Here is an 18,117-nt window from a genome sequence, read left to right as displayed (position 1 = left end):
ACATGGTCGGGACCTATTGACGACAGGATATTACCACAGCCGTTTATCATAGATTATGTAAGGATATATGAGCAACTGCGTTAACACTGCTTAACACTCGTTCCTGTAAAAGTGGTGGGCATTTATTATTTTTTTCACTACGTTTGCCGATTCCCATTTTGGGGTGTGAACCAAAAAATGAAAAAATCTGCATTATGAATGGATTGACAAAATCAATGGCTACCGCTATTCTCGGCGCATTCACAGCGCTTCAGGGAATAACGGCAGTTGCCCAAACCAATGAAAAACCCAGGTTGATTGTGGGTATAGTAGTAGACCAGATGCGCTGGGATTATTTATACCGTTATTATGACCGTTACGAAGCAGGTGGTTTCAAACGTATGCTGGGCGAGGGATTTTCATGTGAGAACACATTTATCAGTCACCTTCCGTCCTTTACCGCTGTTGGACACAGCACTATATATACCGGCAGTGTACCCGCTATTCACGGCATCACCGGCAACGACTGGCCAGACCAGGTAACCGGCAGAAAATGGTATTGCACAGAAGATACCACCGTACAACCTGTAGGCAGCACCAGTTCCGCAGGTAAAATGTCTCCACGCAATCTGCTGGCATCCACCATTACAGATGAACTAAGACTGGCCACTAACTTTCGTTCCAAAGTAGTAGGCGTATCGTTGAAAGACCGTGCATCTATTCTGCCTGCAGGACATACCCCTAATGGCGCTTTCTGGCTGGATGACAGCAACGGCAGCTTTATTACCAGCACCTATTACATGAATGAACTGCCTTCCTGGGTAAAAAACTTCAACGACCGCAAAGAGCCGCAACAGTTGATGTCCAAGCCCTGGGAAACATTATACCCTATTGGCACCTACACTCAAAGCACGGAAGATAATGTAGCCTGGGAAGGGACTTTCCCGGGTGAAAAAGCACCTGTATTTCCGCATCAGCTGAAAGACGTGTACAAGAAAGATCCGGGTAATCTGCGATCTACCCCTTCCGGCAATACGCTGACACTGGATTTTGCAAAAGCGGCCGTAGATGGTTACGACCTGGGCAATGGCACCGCTACTGACTTCCTCACCATCAACTGTGCTTCTACTGATTACGTAGGACACAAGTATGGCCCTAACTCCATTGAAGTAGAAGACACTTATCTGCGCCTGGATAAAGATCTTTCTTCTTTCTTCACCTACCTGGATCAAAAAGTAGGTAAAGGTAATTACCTCGTATTCCTGACAGCCGATCACGGTGCTGCACATGCCGTTAAATTTATGCAGGAACATCATCTGCCTGCAGGTCTGGTAGAAGGACGTAAATTGATTGCAGGTCTGGACAGCACACTGGCAAAGCGTTTTGGTGTTAGCAAACTGGTCACTTCTTTCATGAACTATCATGTGAGCTATGATAAAGCGAAGATTGCTGCTGCAAAACTGGATTACGATGCAGTAAAGAAAGCATCTGTTGAATACTTCGAGGCGCAACCAGGTATACAGTTCGCGGCAGATATGGACAACATTGGTGCTAACCCATTGCCAGAGCCTATCAAAACGATGGCCATCAATGGTTACAACCGTAAACGTACCGGTTCCGTGATCGTTATTCCTGAGCCGGGATGGTTTGAAGGCTCATTAAAAGGAACTACCCATGGTAACTGGAATCCGTTCGATATCCATATTCCACTGGTATTTATGGGCTGGCATATAAAACATGGTACCAGCAATGAAACCACGCATATGACAGATATTGCTGCTACCCTGGCGGCCATGCTGCATATACAGATGCCGAGTGGATGTGTGGGCGTTCCGGTGAAAGAAATATTGCAGTAAGCATAAAGCAAAAAGCTATTGTAGCGAATGATGAATCGCGACAATAGCTTTTTGCTTTATGCTTTCAGCTTTATGCTCTCCCCATAAAAGGGTCTGTAATTCCTTCTGCTCCTGTTTCTACCCTGCCTGCATAACGTTGACTAAACGTATCAAAGCCGGTTGCCTGCACCGTGAAATCGTACCAGCCCTGGCTTTTCTGCAAAGACAATATCACTTCCAGGTTTTCGCCAGCCGCTACTTTCCGTTGAATCATCTTTCCATTATAAGCATTATCTGTGATGGTGAAATCGCGGGCGGTACTACCGGTATTGGTTACACGAAATGCCAGGTTGCCGGTAGCTTTCTTTTTTAATTTGCCGGCACTTTCATAGCCGAGTTGTATATCGAGCTGAGGATGTTGGGCACTTCCTTTGAATTCCCTGTAAAAACCGTTGGGTCCATGCAGGTGCAGGTGATAACGTCCATCTACAAAGGATTTCACCGGCCATTCGTACCGGAGTGTATCGCCGGCAGCCACGGCAAATGCCCAGCTTCTGCCGGCGGCAGTGCTACCGTCTTTTTCATCCTGGTAAGGAAGGTTGGTGTAAACGGTGAAAGGTGCGCCGGAAGCACGGTCCGCAAAGAGATCTTTAGCCGCCTGCATTTTCAGCGTGAGTTGCTGCTGTTCGGGTTGCCATTGCGCATCCGCCAATAATTCATACGTTAAAGCACAGGAAGGACGTGTGCCTTTTTCCTGCTGTAACGATACAGGTCGTTTATGGTTCTTAAAGGCTGCAACGTCTTCAGTTGTCATTTTGCGGAAACCTGTAGGCACTTCTTTAAAACGCGCGTTGTTGATATTTTCCACTACACGTTGCTGGTTCAGGAAAATTTGTCTGGCGGGTGTAGTGGTATTAAAAGGGCTAAAAGCCGCCGTCAGATCCCCGCTGATAGTACGTCTCCACTGACTGATATTTTCGAAATGCAGCTTTTTATTCAGCTTCCTATTAAAAAATGTTTCGAGGAACTGTAAAGTAGAGGTATGTTCAAACAGTTGCGAACAAGCTTTTCCACCTCTGCTCCAGGGAGAAGCAATGAGCATAGGTACCCTGAAACCCAGTCCCACCGGGGCTTCCCTCGCCTGCTTTTCACTCACCCCCTGTTTCAGTTCATGTGCCAGTCTTACCTGTTCTATTTCCGTATCAATCCCCGCTGAGCATTTACCGGTGCCGGGAATATTATTATCACAAATGGAGAAAGGCACTACGTGGTCGAAATAACCATCGTTTTCATCATAGGTAACAATGAAGATGGTTTTCTTCCATACTTCCGGACGCTGTGTGAGGATGTCGAGGATTTCCGATACGTACCAGGCGCCATACCAGGGGGCACTGGGATGATCAGAAAAGTTCTGCGGGCCCGCGAGCCAGGATACATAAGGCAATCCGCCTTCATTCACATCTTTTCTGAACTGATGTAACACATCTCCTGCCGGCACGGTGATTTCACGTGCTGTTTGTCCGTCTTTGTACGCTACTTTGGTAACGCTTCGGTAGGAAGGGTCATTACTGTTTATTACAAAGGCGCGTTGATACAGGGCTTTCTGCTGTGGCGTCAATTGCTCATAGCTCTTCTTGTTCCATTTCAGCAGTTCCTGGGTAGCGTTATCCAGTACTGCTTGTTTTTTGGAGATGTCGGTACGGATTTTTGCTGCCGCATCTTCAGAGGAAGGACTGGCTTCCTGCAGTTTATTGATTTCATCCGGGAGTGTTTCCACTTGTTTCATTAAACTGTTGATATAACGATCAGAGAACTTTACGTTATAGGCAGCAAAAAACTCCAGCAGGTTACAGCCGAAGTTGGCCAGCCAGGCTCTTTCTTCGCCTTTAAATCCTCCGCCACAGCTGATTTCATTCTGATAAAATTTCCAGGAGATGCTGTTTTCTTCCAGCAGTTCAGGGAATGTTTTCCAGGGTAATTTTGCGTAGCTATAGTCATCATTACGAATGTGTGCTTTCGGTATCCCGTCTACCTCATCCACTATTTTTCCGGTCCAGAAAAAAGAGCGGTTAGGTGTGGTGCTGGTCATGGCCGAACAAAAATTCTGGTCACAAACGGTGAAAGCATCTGCCATGGCGTAGTTAAAGGGCAGGTCTTCCCGGGTATAATAGCCCAGTGTTAAAGGCATGGCCGCGTATTCTTTGTTGCCGGGGCGTTTTGCTATCAGCCATTTATCGTAGCGGCCTTTGTTATATGCATCTACCTGGCTGGGACGTGAATGAGGCAGATCCCCCATCCAGGTGGCTTTGGTATCTTTTATATTCAGGCGAAACGGTGCATAGGTATCGCCGTGTTCATTGGTTTGAAACCATACCGGTTTTTCATCCGGCAACCATACTGCTCTAGGGTCATTAAATCCACGTACTCCCTGCAATGTTCCAAAGCAGTGATCAAAGGAGCGGTTTTCCTGCATGAGAATTACAATATGTTCCGCATCCAGGAAAGTACTGCCTGCTGCAGGATCTATTGCCAGTGCTTTTTGTATGGAGGCTGGCATCATGGTAGACAAGCCCGCTGCTCCGGATAACAGTAATGATTTTTTAAGGAATTCTCTCCGTGAGTCCATAGTATATTTGAGTAGTTTTTTACATTGTTCGGCTAAACAAAATAAAAAACATTCTCAAGGATTACAATGGCCCTGCTCATTAATTATCTGTTATCTTGTTTTCTGAAACTTTCCGGCGACATCCCCGTATGCTTCTTAAAAAAAGTAGCAAAATAGGAGGCGCTTTCAAACCCCAGCTGATCTGCAATTTCGCCTACAGACAAACCCGTGTGGTACAGCAGCCGCTGTGCTTCAATCGTGACTCTTTTGCGTATAAGTTCCCCACTGGAAATATGTCGGAACTCCTTACATAATTTATTCAGGTAGTTGGTGGTGATATGTAATTGTGTAGCGTAGAAAGAAGGCGTTTTATGGCCACTGTAATGTTCTTCCAGCAGTGTTTCAAACCGTCTTATTTTTTCATCCCTGTTGCTGGTTCTTTCCGGGTGGCTGCTTCCGCTGAAAGACTGATCCAGGCTACAAAGGAGGATATTAAGATAAGAACGTAGTATCCGGTCGCTGCATTTGTGTTGGCTATGAAACTCCTGCAGCATCAGCCCTGATAACAGCTGCCATTTCTGGAAAAGCGTTTCTTCCAACGGTACATAATTACCGGATTGTTTTGCCAGGAAAGAAAACTGGTACAGTACGTTGCTGTTATAACGCAGGGAGAAAAAATCTTCCGTAAAAAAAATCACCTGACCCTGCTGTAAGTCCATACTGCATACACTATTGGGCTTGATGCAGATGATACCCGGTTGTTCTATAAGCACGCTTTTGTCGTCTATCATAACGGTACCTCCTGTGGCATCGGTGCATAGCAACAGGTAGCAGGACAGCCGGTGAGGCTGTTCCTGCAAAGCGTATTGTTTCGTCATTTCCGCCAGACTTCCTGTCCAGAAAAAATTATTGCTGCCCATCGTGACGAGGGCAATTTCATCCCATTTCATACTCAGAACAAATAAGTGACGTGTACCATGGCCCTGTTGCCCGCTTTCACGCGCAGATCCGCCATTTGCTGGGAAATAACCGGTTGAAAGTTTACTCCTGCCGCCACGTTGCCAAAAGTGGCTTCTACACCGGTGGTGGCCAGTAAGGAATAGCCGCCGGAGATATCTACCTTAAACTTTGCGGCCTCGCGGTCCTTATCGGCGGTTTCGTATAAAACGCCTGCATTAGGCGCCACACTTACCTTTGGGGCCAGCCTGATTTTATAATAGGCGAGTATATTGGCGGTAAACTTATTGCCGTAGCGGTAGTCGTATTTATTGCTGCTGTTGATCTTGTAGCTTACGTTGGTGTTGATGCCCACATCCATTAAGCGTACATCGTAGGCGGCGTTTAAGGTGAAGTCGAGACTGGCCGTGCCCAGCTGAAAGTTATTAGGTGCATCTTCATTTTCTTTCCGCTCGGCCGCCTCATACCTGCCAGTAGGCAGTTTTACACCTCCTCCTATCCAGAGTGATTGTACCAGTAATTTGTTGTTGCCAGTGGTATGTTGTTTATCCAACAGCTGATAATAGCCTACAGCGGCGATATCGCCCAAACCGGATTTGCGCATCGTGTTGCCCTGGTTTTCACGGCTGTTGATATTTAGCGGTACAAAAGCCAGCACCCGGAAACGGCGGCCCATGTTCCAGCCTCCCCACAATTCTGCGGTCTGGTAAGTTTCATCCGTAGTCAGGTAGGAAGTAGTCCCACCCGGTCCCAGGTGGGAACGCATAGTTTTATACTGGTATCGTAGCCCAACAAATCGTTTTTTAAAATCCGGCAGGAGGCCGATGTAATAACTGCCTACACCACAGCCACAGATATCACAAGCCCGGCTTTCGTAAAAGCCGGTGAGCAGGCATACCAGGAGTATCATTATTTTTTTCATGGGTCGTCAATTATTGTGCTTCCTCAGAGAATCTTCTATCGTTAATAAATGAAGGGTCGTTCAGCGTTTGCAGAAAAGCCAGGAGTTGTTCCTGTTCTGCTGCGGTGAACGAAAAGCCGGTATGCCCATTTTGCTTCAGCAACGGATCAAGCGTAGGCATGTCCTGTACTTCCGATGTGTAATGGCGCAATACGGCAGACAAAGTATAAAAGCGGCCATCGTGCATATAAGGCGCTGTATAAGCCAGGTTACGCAGACTCGGTACTTTGAATGTATACTTGTCGGCCGGGTTAAGTGTAATAGCATAGCGGCCTTCATCGTTGTTGGGTCCTATCCCCAGACCATTGTTGCGAAACGACTGGTCCGTAAATAAAGGTTCCCGGTGGCAGTTACTGCAATGTTGCTGGTACAGGGCATATCCCTGTTGCTCCGGCACCGTGAAATGTACGCCCTGCTGCCGTTGTACGCTGTCATATTTCGATTGATCGCTGACCAGCATCACCATGAACTGCGACAATGCTTTCATCATGCGCGCCGTGGTAATGTCTGTGCTGCCAAAAGCTTTCTGAAACAGCGCCGGGTAAGGAGGTGTATTGCGTAGCTTCTGTAGCACGTTGTCCATGGTTTCATCCATTTCCACCGGATTGGTAATGGGCACAATGGGTTGCAGGTCCATATCAAATACGCCTCCATCCCACATGAAGCTGGTATTCCAGGCCAGGTTCATAATGGGCGGGGAATTGCGGCTACCAAGCCGGTCATCTATGCCATGACTCACATCATGTCCGTGATGCGTAAAGGCGGACGTTTGCAAATGACAGAAGCCGCAGGAAATGGTATTGTTGCGGGAAAGCCTGGATTCATAAAACAATTTTCTGCCCAGCTCAAAGCCTTCTTTGGTAACGGGGTTATTTTCGAATTTATACACCGCAGCCGGAAACCCGGCGGGCTGCCGGAATCCAATGAAGGCGATGAGCTGTTCACTTTTACTACAGGCAAAAAGAAAGATGACCATGCCTGTGAGTATCATCCATTGTAACTTACTCATACCGCTTAGTTTTCCGTATGATCGTGATGAAACATCTGCACATAGTTATTGGCGATGTTGGTGCTGAAGTCGCTGAACATCACGGTAGGATTGGCAGCGATACTGATATTTTTAGTACCGTTAAACATTTTCAGGATGTCTACCATCAGGTGGATATTGGCTTCGCGGCCCTGTCTGACTTTGGCGATGCCGCCGGCAGAAAGATCTACCGTAATAGTTTTGATATTATTGAGTGTAACGGCATTATATCCACCGAAGCCACCAATATGATAACGGAATTTATGCTGGCCGCTGGGGTCCAGTGGTGCTGCAGCCGCCTCTCCTTCCATCTTGAAAAAGATATAGCCACTGTTCCAGCCCCAGTACATGCCATCCATGCCACCGGCAGGATTCAGCACACCGGTTCTTTTGCTGATATCCATGGTACTGCGTAAGCTGTCTACTCCCAATACAAAAGTGAGGGAGCTATAGTCGCCTTCAGGTACTTTTACCTTTACGAACTGTGAAGCGGCGTTGGCCTCAGATACCAGGAAATAGCTGCTGTCTGCCGGTACAGTATAGACCTTACCGTTACTGTTTTTTACCTGTATATTGCTGATGAAATATTGCAGCAGGGATACTTTAAAAGGTTCACCTGCGGCGTTGGTATATATACCGGTATTCAGCTGGAGGTTTTTATCTCCGGCGATGTTATCAAATTGCACAGACAAAGTCGCTTTGGCGCTGTCATCTGCCGCAGGCGCAGTATCATCTTTTTTACAGGCAGAGAAAGTGGTTAACAGCAGGATAGCGCTGTATATAGTGTGTTTAAAATGTTGCATGATCGTTTTTTTTCCGGGCAGGCAATAGCAAGCCTCCCGCCTGCATGTGAGCAGGTGGTGTAAAGGCAATAAAATGGCTGTAGTACAGCCGGTGTACATTCAGTGATGATTAAAATAAGTGGAAATGCCTATGCCATGGGGGGACGAAATACGCCGGTAGGTTGATCAATGGGGGTGCCTATGCAATAGGGATGCAGATAGTTTTTAGGGGAAGGTGTGGCCACTGGTTTTAGCGTGGTTGGCTGTAGCCAGGCGGCGTAGAATATTTCGCTCCGGTGATCCTTACGCTCAGGATTGTCCTGATCACGTTTGTCTTCCTCTTTTAACTTTTTGCTGAGGTGACATTTACCATTACAATGCATGGCAGGCTTATCCCGGTTCTCACATAAATTGGCGGCAATATATTCCTGGTTGAGATAGAAGTCGAGCATCACGAAATAACGGCCTGAGAGCTGGCAAAGCCAGATCAGCATTAAAAATACCGTTATAAATAGTTTCCGCATGCTACGAGTAGATGTTAGCTTTTTACAAAGTTATTACTAAAATCGATTGATGCGCAAAAGTACGTATAAACAACGCTATGATTGTATGAAAAACGGGACTATTATTTAATTTTTCATGCTTTTGTTTTCAGTGTATGCCATTCGTGCGCTGTTTTGGTCATGAGCAGGGCATTATCAAATTGCACGGTTCCTTTTTCAAACAGGGTCGTATTTTCAAAGAAGCTGGAAGATACCTGCATCATACGCAGTGGGCTTAGTTCCCATGTATAGGTATCCAGGCGCAGGCCATCGAGTGTTTGTTTATTGTTGGGAGAATAGCCGGTAGCTCCTTTTGCAAAGAAGTCAGACGCATTCTCCAGTGTTTCAAAAATGGAGTCACGGGGAAATTCGCCGGAGGTTCTGGCATCAATAGAAATGCGGGTAGCATCTGAGCTGGTGAAATCGATATGATAATGACCATTTTCTTCTTTCACATTAAACAGGGCGTGATGATGTTTCCCGGGGAAAAACCGGCCGCCGGCAAAAACATTCCACCTGGATGAGGTATCGCGGCGGGGAATGTATACGCCTTCTTTTGTGACGCCGTCTTCGTCCCATTCCACCGCAATGCGGTGCGCGCCATTTTCGGACGACAGGCCCATAAAGTCCGGCCACCCTTTGGGTTTAATATGTTTCAATCTTATCAGGCAAATGCCGGCAATGGCTTTGCCCTTATATATTTTAGGCCGGAATGGAGCAGGCAGTATTTGCTGTACCGCTGCCGGTTCCACCGTAAAATTCACGAGAATGCGTCGGTCTATATAGCCATGTATAACAGGTAACTGGATCATAAGGCAAGGATGTACTGTAAGATACAGCATTATCATACTGCCTGTAGATTAAATATGTGTCCTGATCAGTTGACGCACTGCAACCGGCGCATTCAAAAAAAACGCGTTACTTATTCAGCCATGCAGCAGCACGGATAACTACCGGATCCTGTTTCGGGTTTTCAAAATTCTCCTGTCCGCCGATCGCTTCATCCGGGCTAACATTTACTTTATATACCTTCTTATTTCTGTCGGTATAATATCCGATGGCGATGACCAGCATACCCAGGTTGCCCAGCGGGAAAACGTTGGTACAGGTAATCTGACCAAAGCTGGGGGAGCCAAAGTACCTGGTATCCTGCCGCCCTTCGAGGGCCACCGCTACAGCCTCACCGGCGCTGGCTGTAACCGGACCGGTTAATATGGCTAATTTATTACCCACCGTTATGGTGGCAGGAGTATTCATCGCACTATCACCCTGGAAGAAAACACTCTGACGCATTCCCCAAAACCGCATGAATTGACCTTTATCATCGGTAAAACCACCCATGGGGGCATCTTCCAGCAAACCACTGATACCATTCAACATGGGCATCATATTGCCCCCTCCGCATACACGCAGATCCAGTACCCATTTTTGTATCTGTGGAGTGGATACGCGGGTTATTTCTTCCTTTATTTTCTGCGCCGCTTCCGCCGCCGCCACAGGATCAATAGCGTTAATCATGGGCATACGGATATAGCCTGTTTTATTATCCAGTGCTATTACGTGCAGCTCTTTGGCGTACTGATTCACTGCCTGCATTAATGACGCTGATATCCTTGACATGTCATTCGTGTCTCCGCTGGTCATGAATTTACCCCCATATATCCAGGAGGCATGATTATCATGTACGCCTTTAAAAATATGCTGCACGGCTTTAGCTAACTGCTGCAGGTCCGTACTTTTATCTGCTATCAGATAGGCGGAATCACGGATCGCGCTCCAGTTGGCCGACTCGCGGTGTAATGAATGCGTTTTACAATAACCCAGGAAAACATCTACGTTAGCATGGGTGATCACCGTTTTGGGTATGCGGTGAATGATCATTGGAATGGAGGCACTGCCTTGCCTCCACACGCCGGCAATACTGTCGGAAGAAACCTTACCGGCAAATTGCGCACGCAGCACATTGTCGCTGAAGGAAAGCGTCACGCTGTCTTTGTCACGGATTACCTGCGTCATGTTGTGCCGGAAAATTCCCTGTGATGGGATGAATATAGCACCGGTAGTATCCTGTATATCGAAATATACCGTCAGCGTTATTTCACCGGCTTTCAGCACCCCCTCCCAGGTACCGTCGCTGGCTGCGTTATTTTGTTTGTTGGAAAAGGAGAAGGCCGGGATGAAGAAAGTCAGTAATAGGGTCGACAAAATTATTCTTTTCAAGGTCATTGAGTTTAAAATAAAAATAAGGTTTAATAACAGAATCAACCGTAAAAATAAAAATTGAACAATTGTTTTGAAAAGTTGTTCAATTTTGTATATTTGCTCAAGTAATCAACTCATATACTTCGTTATGCCGGCTAGTGAAAAGAAAGTAAAAATGGATGATTCTACGGAAGAGCGCATTAAAGCCGCCGCCAGAATTGTGTTTACCAAAAAGGGATATCAGGCCACCAAAGTGCGGGACATCGCGGCTGAAGCGGACATCAACCTTTCGCTGGTCAATTATTACTTCCGCAGCAAAGAAAAACTGTTCCAGTTTGTGATGGCAGAAGTAGTAGAGAAACTCATTACCGCCGTTACTGCTGTATTAAATAACCAGCAACTGAGTTTGCAGCAGAAGATAGAACAGGTAGCGGATCATTACATTAACCTGTTGCTGAACAACCCGGATTTTCCATTGTTTATGGTGAATGAAATATTTGCCGGCAGCGATGAGCTCTTAAAGGATAACCGGAAAAATGCCATCTTCCATTCCCACTTCTTTCAGCAATTAAATGCGTTGCAAAAAGAAGGCAAGCTACAGGTCAATCCACTTCACCTGATGATGAACCTCATTGGATTTGTGGTGATGCCCTTCCTGGCCAGGCCGCTGCTGGAAAGGAATAAGGTAGTTAAAACCGGTGAATTTAAGATACTGATGGAAGAGAGAAGAAAGCTGATCCCGGTGTGGATGAAAGGTATGTTGAAATAAGATTTTTTTTGCCCGGAAATTGAACAACTTTTCAAAACAATCATTCAAACTGAATATAGCGCTATGAACCTATTCAAAGCAATATGTTGCTGTTTATTATTCGGTGTGTTACACGAAAAGGCGTTGGCACAAGTCCTTACTATTGAGGAGTGCTTTACACTGGCCCGGCAAAACTATCCGCTGATCAAACAATATGACCTGATTGTACGCAGCAGCAGGTACTCTGTAGAAAATGCCGGCAAGCTATACCTGCCGCAGCTTACTGTAAGCGGACAAGCCAGCTACCAATCGCAAACCATCAACTTCGGAGATGTATTGCCCTCGCTGCCCGGACTCACACCACCGGACCTCAGTAAGGATCAGTACAAAATACAGGCGGAAATTACCCAGCAGATCTATGATGGAGGCGTTAGCAGGTACCAGAAAGAAAGCAGTAAAGCCAATGAAGCGATGCAGCAGCAGCAACTGGAAGTAAATCTTTATGCGATCAAAGACCGGGTTACACAACTGTACTTTTCAATCCTGCTGATGGAAGCACAACTGAAACAAAACAAGCTCAGAAAAACAGACCTGCAAAGTGCGGCTGATAAAGCACAGGCAGCCCTGGCCAACGGCATAGCCTATCGCAGCAATGTGGATGAGCTGAAAGCAGAAATCATTAATACCGACATGGCGGCCACGGAATTCAGCGCTAACCGTAAAGCCTATATGAAAATGCTGGCGGTATTTATCAACCAGCCACTATCAGACAGCACCACGCTCACCTACCCTGCCCCGGTAGCCCCGCAGGAGGGTATTCACCGGCCGGAAATTACCTACTACGATATTCAGAAAAAAGCATTTGATGTACAGGAAAAACAACTCACTTCCAACTATCTGCCTAAACTCAATGCCTTTCTGCAAGGCGCCTATGGCCGCCCTACCCTGAATATAGTAGATAATAAATTCGGACCCTGGTGGATAGGCGGTGTACGACTGAACTGGTCGCTCGGCAGTTTATACTCCCTGAAAAACAACCGGCAGCAACTGGATATTAACCGGCAAAACCTCGATATCAGCAAAGAAACTTTCCTGTTTAATACCAACCTGAGCTTGCGGCAACAAAACCAGGACATCCAAAAGTACGCGGCATTAATGGAACAGGACGATGATGCGATCACCCTGCGGTCATCCGTACGAAAATCAGCACAGGCACAACTGGACAATGGCGTGATTACCGTACATGAATACATTTCACAACTCAACGCGGAGAATCTGGCCAAACAATCACGGATACTGCATAGCATACAATTATTACAGGCACAATACAATTATAAAAACACTTCCGGGAACTGATTAATTATTGCATATGAAATACAACATGATACTCGGTCTGGCTGCTGTGATATGGATGACTGCCTGTGGCAACGGCAAACCGGACTATGATGCCTCCGGGAACTTTGAAGCAGATGAAGTCATCGTATCTGCCCAACAAACCGGCGTACTGCTCGACTTCTCCGTACAGGAAGGCAACAAATTAACTGCCGGCCAAAACGTAGGACAAATTGATGTAACCATCCCTACCCTGCAAAGGGAACAGGTGCTGGCATCCATCAATGCACTGAAAGATAAAACCCATGATCCCATTCCGCAAACAGAACTGGTAAAACGGCAACTGCTGGTGCAGGAAGCACAGCTGGAGCAGCAATACCGCGAAAGAAAAAGAACGGAGAACCTCGTAAAAAGCGATGCTGCCACCCAGAAACAACTGGATGATATCAATGCCCTTATTGAACAACAGGAACGACAACTCGCCGTAACGCGGCAACAGATAAAGCTGAACGACTCCAATACCTCCACACAAAACCGGACCATCCTCAGCGAAAAAGCACCACTGGAAAAATCGCTCGCCCAATATGCTGAGCAAATCCATAAGGGACAAATTATTAATCCCATTAGCGGCGTAGTACTTACCAGGTACGCCCTGAAAGGAGAAATGGCCGCTACCGGAAAAGCCTTGTATAAGATTGCCAACATCGACACCTTATACCTGAAAGCTTATATCACTGGTGACAAACTGCCTGCCATTAAACTGGGACAAACCGTACAGGCCCGCATTGACCAGGGAGAAAAGAATTATAAAACATATACCGGCGACATTACCTGGATATCGGATAAATCAGAGTTTACCCCGAAAACTATCCAGACAAAAAACGAACGGGCCAACCTCGTATATGCGATCAAGGTAAGAGTGAAAAATAATGGCTATCTGAAAATAGGTATGTATGGCGAAATGCTGATTAACACCGATAAGAAATGAGCGCAGTCGTGCTGGATCATATCACAAAAACTTACGACCAGGGCAAGGTGCTGGCAGTAGATGATGTATCGCTGCAGGTGGCCGAAGGTGAACTGTTTGGGCTGATTGGCCCTGATGGTGCAGGCAAAACCTCCCTGTTCCGCATACTCACTACGCTGTTGCTGCCGGACAAAGGCACTGCCAGCGTAAGGGGTTATGACTGTGTGAAAGACTATAAAAAGATCCGGAGCAGAATAGGTTATATGCCCGGCAAATTCTCCCTATACCAGGACCTTACCGTAAAAGAAAACCTGGATTTTTTTGCCACACTCTTCGGCAGCAGCATAGCAGACAACTATGACCTGATCAAAGATATTTACGAACAGATCAAGCCATTTAACGACCGCCGCGCCGGCAAACTCTCCGGGGGCATGAAGCAAAAGCTGGCCCTCTGTTGCGCCCTGATCCACAAACCGGAAGTATTGTTCCTCGATGAACCTACCACCGGCGTGGATGTAGTGTCGCGTAAGGAGTTCTGGGAGATGCTGAAAAACCTGAAGCAACAGGGTATTACCATTGTGGTATCCACGCCTTATATGGACGAAGCTGTGCTCTGTGAAAGGATTGCATTGATACAGGGAGGCAAAATTATGTCGGTGGATACACCGGAACACATAATAGCGCAATTCCCGGTAAAGCTATATGCCATCAAGGCCGACAATATATACCAGCTGCTTACGGAGCTGAGAAATGAACCATCGATTGACAGTAGCTATGCTTTCGGGGAGTACATCCATATTACGCTGCGTGATGATGCTACAGACATCGCCACCATACAGCACGACATGGAGCAGAAAGGACATACACATGTGGAAGTAAAATTAATTCGTCCCAGTATAGAAGATAGTTTCATCCGGTTAATGAACCAGGCTTAAATCATGTTGCCATGGAAGAAAAAGTAATCATCTGCAAGGACCTGACCAAACGTTTTGGCGACTTTTACGCCGTCAATAAAATTTCCTTTGATGTAAATAAGGGAGAAATATTTGGTTTCCTGGGGGCTAACGGCGCCGGCAAAACGACGGCGATGCGGATCCTTTGCGGCCTCTCCCACCCGAGTTCCGGAGAAGCTACCGTAGCGGGTTTCAACGTATACAAACAACCGGAATCCATTAAGAAGAATATTGGCTATATGAGTCAGAAATTTTCTCTTTATGAAAATCTGACCGTACTGGAAAACATTGAATTTTTTGGTGGCGTATATGGCGTTCCTTCGGCGGAAATAAAGAAACGAAGCGATGAACTGGTGCAGCAACTGGGGCTCACCGCAGAAGCGAAAAAATTCGTGGGGGCGCTGCCGTTAGGATGGAAACAGAAGCTCGCTTTTTCAGTAGCCATCTTTCACCGGCCTAAAATCGTGTTCCTGGATGAACCTACCGGCGGAGTGGATCCGGTTACCCGCCGGCAGTTCTGGGATATGATCTATGAAGCAGCAGCATCGGGCATTACCATCTTCGTCACTACCCACTACATGGATGAAGCCGAGTATTGTAATCGTGTTACCATTATGGTAGATGGCAAAGTGGAAGCACTGGATTCTCCTGCCAACCTGAAAGCGCAGTTCAAGGCAGAGAATATGGATGAAGTTTTTTATCAGCTTGCACGAGGCGCCCAAAGATCCGGCGATTAAAATAACACCATGAAACAGTTCCTCGCATTTATCAGGAAAGAATTTTTCCATGTCTTCCGGGATAGGCGGACCTTACTTATCATGTTTGGTTTACCGGTAGCGCAGATTGTGCTGTTTGGCTTTGCGCTGACCAGTGAAGTAAAGGATATTACCCTTACCATTATAGATAATTCCAGAGATATAAATACGCAACAGCTGATTGGCAAAATAAAATCATCTTCCTATTTTGTTGTCCAGGAATCTACTATCGACTATAACAGCATCAGGGATTCATTTAAGAAAGGCAAGGCCAAATGCGCGCTCATTTTTCCGGCTGGTTTTGGCAATGACCTGCAACACGTTGGGAAAGCGCAGGTGCAGATCATTACAGATGGTTCAGATCCTAATACGGCCAAAACGGTAGTGAATTATATTACCGCCATCATGACCGCCTATCAGCAGGAAATAAGCCCTTCCGCACGCCTGCCTTATATGATTATTCCGGAAGCGAGGATGTTATATAATGAAGAAGGCAACGGCTCCCTCAACTTTATTCCGGGAGTAATGGCGCTGGTGCTGATGATTGTGTGTACGGCGCTCACCTCTGTATCAGTAGTACGGGAAAAAGAGCTGGGCACGATGGAAATACTGCTGGTATCTCCTTTCAAACCATTGATGGTGCTGATTGCCAAAGCTATTCCTTACCTGATATTATCGCTCGCCAATTTTATCCTCATCCTGGTATTGGCGGTGTTTGTGCTGAATGTGGGTATCAAAGGCAGTATCGTCCTGCTTTTCCTGGAAAGCATGCTGTTTATCATTACCTGTTTATCACTGGGGTTGTTGATTTCCAATGCGACTAACTCCCAGCAAACCGCGTTGTTGATATCGATGATGGGCATGATGATTCCCACCATGATATTTACCGGCTTTATGTTTCCGCTGGAAAATATGCCAATGCCGTTCCAGGTGATCTCCAATGTGGTACCATCGCGCTGGTATTTCCTGATTGTAAAGGCCGTGATGCTGAAGGGGCTTGGTATTGAATATGTGTGGAAAGAAACGCTGGTATTGCTGGGGATGACTACCGCGGCGCTGACCATTGCCCTGAGAAACTTTAAAACCCGGCTATCATGAAAGTGTTGCGTTATATTCTGAAGAAGGAGTTTAAGCAGATCTTCCGGGATAAAACCATCCTGGCGATGATGTTTGCCCTGCCCACCATACAACTGATTATTCTTCCGCTGGCGATGAATTTTGATGTAAAAAATGTGAAGCTGGCTGTGGTGGATAATGACCACAGTCCATATTCCCGTCAGATGATTGCCAAAATAGCCTCCTCTGGTTATTTCAGGATAGTGGCGGCGGAATCGTCCTTTAAGGCGGCATTAAAATATATAGAGAAAGAAAAAGCGGACCTGGTACTGGAAATACCGGCGGGTTTTGAAAGTAACCTCGTGAGAGAAGGCGTGCAGAAAGTAGGAGTTTCCATAGATGCGATCAACGGCACCAAAGCAGCCATAGGTGGCAGTTACCTGCAGGCGGTGATCATAGACTTCAATAAAGAAATTCCCGTCAATGCCGGCAGCCATGCCCCTGAAGGAACGATAGACATCACCTATTCCAACTGGTTTAATCCATTGGCGGAATACCGCTTTTATGTGGTGCCTGCTGTGCTGGTATTGCTGCTGACACTGATCGGTGGCTTTATGTCGGCCCTGAATATTGTGAGAGAAAAAGAGGTTGGCACCATAGAACAGATCAACGTTACACCGATTCAGAAATGGGAGTTTATACTGGGTAAGCTGATTCCATTTTGGGTGGTAGGCATGATTGTATTTACGCTGGGGTTAACCGTAGCGTGGGTGGTGTACGGCATCTGGCCGGTGGGTAGTTTTGTTACATTGTACCTGTTTGCCGCTATGTACCTGGTGGCCTTGCTGGGATTTGGGTTACTGATATCTACCTATACCAGTAACCAGTTGCAGGCCATGTTTGTTGCCTTCTTTTTTATCATGATTTTTATGCTCATGAGTGGTCTCTTTACTTCGGTGGACAGTATGCCTGCCTGGGCCAAAGTAATCGCCAATTTAACGCCGGTAACACATTTCATTAAGGTGATGCGGATGATTGTGCTGAAAGGCAGCGGCTTTGCAGATGTACAACGGGAGTTTTTATACCTGGTGATATTTGCGGTGATACTGAATGGCTGGGCGATATTCAATTACAGGAAGACAAGTTGAGAGATGGCGATGTTATTATAACTGCTGGGGGCATGTTATCCTCACTGATGACAGTTATCAAACAGAACAGATGGCAAACCGGAATGCCTTCTCCCGAAGGGTAATAAAACCGTCAAACACATTAAACTTATAACAACTATATATCTCCTTCCCTGCCGACTACACTGCGCTGCTGACATGTACTACGGCATTGCCCTTCAGCAGGCTGCAACCCAAAATAAGATACCAACCAACTCTCTTCTCAAAAAATTACATACCGCTGACTATC

Annotated in this window: 16 protein-coding genes; 8 read left to right on the top strand and 8 right to left on the bottom strand. The window is 46.5% G+C overall.

Annotated elements, in window-relative coordinates; genetic code table 11:
• Nucleotides 1–194 precede the first annotated feature (194 nt).
• A complete protein-coding gene (gene pafA / locus AB4Z08_RS16400; RefSeq protein WP_441574841.1) occupies nt 195–1,835 on the top strand; it encodes an alkaline phosphatase PafA in 1,641 nt (546 codons plus the stop codon).
• A 70-nt stretch (nt 1,836–1,905) separates the two neighbouring features.
• Here pafA and AB4Z08_RS16395 read toward each other — a convergent pair whose 3' ends face one another.
• From AB4Z08_RS16395 to AB4Z08_RS16360, 8 genes are all read right to left on the bottom strand, one after another.
• Nucleotides 1,906–4,440, bottom strand: a complete 2,535-nt coding sequence (locus tag AB4Z08_RS16395; RefSeq protein WP_441574840.1) for a phosphocholine-specific phospholipase C — start codon at nt 4,438–4,440, stop codon at nt 1,906–1,908.
• A gap of 83 nt (nt 4,441–4,523) precedes the next feature.
• Nucleotides 4,524–5,369, bottom strand: coding sequence for a helix-turn-helix domain-containing protein (locus tag AB4Z08_RS16390; protein ID WP_441574839.1), 846 nt, complete (start codon nt 5,367–5,369; stop codon nt 4,524–4,526).
• Nucleotides 5,370–5,371: 2 nt separating this feature from the next.
• On the bottom strand, nt 5,372–6,298 hold the full coding sequence (locus AB4Z08_RS16385; RefSeq protein ID WP_441574838.1) for a transporter: 927 nt from the start codon (nt 6,296–6,298) through the stop codon (nt 5,372–5,374).
• Nucleotides 6,299–6,308: 10 nt separating this feature from the next.
• A complete protein-coding gene (locus AB4Z08_RS16380; RefSeq protein WP_441574837.1) occupies nt 6,309–7,346 on the bottom strand; it encodes a cytochrome-c peroxidase in 1,038 nt (345 codons plus the stop codon).
• Between the two features lie 5 nt (nt 7,347–7,351).
• Nucleotides 7,352–8,167: an MbnP family protein gene (locus AB4Z08_RS16375; RefSeq protein WP_441574836.1), complete on the bottom strand. Its 816-nt coding sequence runs from the start codon at nt 8,165–8,167 to the stop codon at nt 7,352–7,354.
• A 128-nt stretch (nt 8,168–8,295) separates the two neighbouring features.
• The gene (locus AB4Z08_RS16370) at nt 8,296–8,670 is read right to left on the bottom strand and encodes a hypothetical protein (protein ID WP_441574835.1); all 375 of its coding nucleotides are present in this window, start codon (nt 8,668–8,670) and stop codon (nt 8,296–8,298) included.
• A gap of 113 nt (nt 8,671–8,783) precedes the next feature.
• A complete protein-coding gene (locus AB4Z08_RS16365) occupies nt 8,784–9,500 on the bottom strand; it encodes a DUF2071 domain-containing protein (RefSeq protein WP_441574834.1) in 717 nt (238 codons plus the stop codon).
• 106 nt (nt 9,501–9,606) lie between these two features.
• On the bottom strand, nt 9,607–10,908 hold the full coding sequence (locus AB4Z08_RS16360; RefSeq protein WP_441574833.1) for a S41 family peptidase: 1,302 nt from the start codon (nt 10,906–10,908) through the stop codon (nt 9,607–9,609).
• A 157-nt stretch (nt 10,909–11,065) separates the two neighbouring features.
• On the opposite strand from AB4Z08_RS16360, the gene AB4Z08_RS16355 reads away from it, so the two are divergent.
• The 7 genes from AB4Z08_RS16355 to AB4Z08_RS16325 all read left to right on the top strand — a co-directional run bounded on the left by AB4Z08_RS16355 (nt 11,066) and on the right by AB4Z08_RS16325 (nt 17,849).
• Nucleotides 11,066–11,659: a TetR/AcrR family transcriptional regulator gene (locus AB4Z08_RS16355; protein ID WP_441574832.1), complete on the top strand. Its 594-nt coding sequence runs from the start codon at nt 11,066–11,068 to the stop codon at nt 11,657–11,659.
• Nucleotides 11,660–11,722: 63 nt separating this feature from the next.
• On the top strand, nt 11,723–12,994 hold the full coding sequence (locus tag AB4Z08_RS16350) for a TolC family protein (RefSeq protein ID WP_441574831.1): 1,272 nt from the start codon (nt 11,723–11,725) through the stop codon (nt 12,992–12,994).
• A 13-nt stretch (nt 12,995–13,007) separates the two neighbouring features.
• Nucleotides 13,008–13,958 carry an HlyD family secretion protein gene (locus AB4Z08_RS16345; RefSeq protein ID WP_441574830.1) on the top strand — a complete coding sequence of 317 codons (951 nt, stop codon included), beginning with the start codon at nt 13,008–13,010 and terminating at the stop codon, nt 13,956–13,958.
• Entirely contained in the window at nt 13,955–14,872 is a 918-nt protein-coding gene (locus AB4Z08_RS16340) for an ABC transporter ATP-binding protein (protein ID WP_441574829.1), read from the top strand. The genes AB4Z08_RS16345 and AB4Z08_RS16340 overlap by 4 nt, the downstream gene beginning before the upstream one ends.
• An 11-nt stretch (nt 14,873–14,883) precedes the next feature.
• Nucleotides 14,884–15,627, top strand: coding sequence for an ABC transporter ATP-binding protein (locus AB4Z08_RS16335; protein WP_441574828.1), 744 nt, complete (start codon nt 14,884–14,886; stop codon nt 15,625–15,627).
• A gap of 9 nt (nt 15,628–15,636) precedes the next feature.
• The gene (locus tag AB4Z08_RS16330; RefSeq protein WP_441574827.1) at nt 15,637–16,743 is read left to right on the top strand and encodes an ABC transporter permease; all 1,107 of its coding nucleotides are present in this window, start codon (nt 15,637–15,639) and stop codon (nt 16,741–16,743) included.
• A complete protein-coding gene (locus AB4Z08_RS16325; RefSeq protein WP_441574826.1) occupies nt 16,740–17,849 on the top strand; it encodes an ABC transporter permease in 1,110 nt (369 codons plus the stop codon). The genes AB4Z08_RS16330 and AB4Z08_RS16325 overlap by 4 nt, the downstream gene beginning before the upstream one ends.
• The last annotated feature ends 268 nt before the right edge of the window (nt 17,850–18,117 follow it).

The organism is Chitinophaga sp. RAB17 (genome assembly GCF_052114225.1).
GTDB lineage: Bacteria > Bacteroidota > Bacteroidia > Chitinophagales > Chitinophagaceae > Chitinophaga.
This window is presented reverse-complemented; position numbering and strand designations above follow the sequence as displayed.

Excerpts from the sequence above, each read along its gene's own strand:
- pafA (WP_441574841.1), top strand. The coding sequence starts at position 195 with ATGAATGGATTGACAAAATCAATGGCTACCGCTATTCTCGGCGCATTC.
- AB4Z08_RS16395 (WP_441574840.1), bottom strand. The coding sequence starts at position 4,440 with ATGGACTCACGGAGAGAATTCCTTAAAAAATCATTACTGTTATCCGGA.
- AB4Z08_RS16390 (WP_441574839.1), bottom strand. The coding sequence starts at position 5,369 with ATGAAATGGGATGAAATTGCCCTCGTCACGATGGGCAGCAATAATTTT.
- AB4Z08_RS16385 (WP_441574838.1), bottom strand. The coding sequence starts at position 6,298 with ATGAAAAAAATAATGATACTCCTGGTATGCCTGCTCACCGGCTTTTAC.
- AB4Z08_RS16380 (WP_441574837.1), bottom strand. The coding sequence starts at position 7,346 with ATGAGTAAGTTACAATGGATGATACTCACAGGCATGGTCATCTTTCTT.
- AB4Z08_RS16375 (WP_441574836.1), bottom strand. The coding sequence starts at position 8,167 with ATGCAACATTTTAAACACACTATATACAGCGCTATCCTGCTGTTAACC.
- AB4Z08_RS16370 (WP_441574835.1), bottom strand. The coding sequence starts at position 8,670 with ATGCGGAAACTATTTATAACGGTATTTTTAATGCTGATCTGGCTTTGC.
- AB4Z08_RS16365 (WP_441574834.1), bottom strand. The coding sequence starts at position 9,500 with ATGATCCAGTTACCTGTTATACATGGCTATATAGACCGACGCATTCTC.
- AB4Z08_RS16355 (WP_441574832.1), top strand. The coding sequence starts at position 11,066 with ATGGATGATTCTACGGAAGAGCGCATTAAAGCCGCCGCCAGAATTGTG.
- AB4Z08_RS16350 (WP_441574831.1), top strand. The coding sequence starts at position 11,723 with ATGAACCTATTCAAAGCAATATGTTGCTGTTTATTATTCGGTGTGTTA.
- AB4Z08_RS16345 (WP_441574830.1), top strand. The coding sequence starts at position 13,008 with ATGAAATACAACATGATACTCGGTCTGGCTGCTGTGATATGGATGACT.
- AB4Z08_RS16340 (WP_441574829.1), top strand. The coding sequence starts at position 13,955 with ATGAGCGCAGTCGTGCTGGATCATATCACAAAAACTTACGACCAGGGC.
- AB4Z08_RS16335 (WP_441574828.1), top strand. The coding sequence starts at position 14,884 with ATGGAAGAAAAAGTAATCATCTGCAAGGACCTGACCAAACGTTTTGGC.
- AB4Z08_RS16330 (WP_441574827.1), top strand. The coding sequence starts at position 15,637 with ATGAAACAGTTCCTCGCATTTATCAGGAAAGAATTTTTCCATGTCTTC.
- AB4Z08_RS16325 (WP_441574826.1), top strand. The coding sequence starts at position 16,740 with ATGAAAGTGTTGCGTTATATTCTGAAGAAGGAGTTTAAGCAGATCTTC.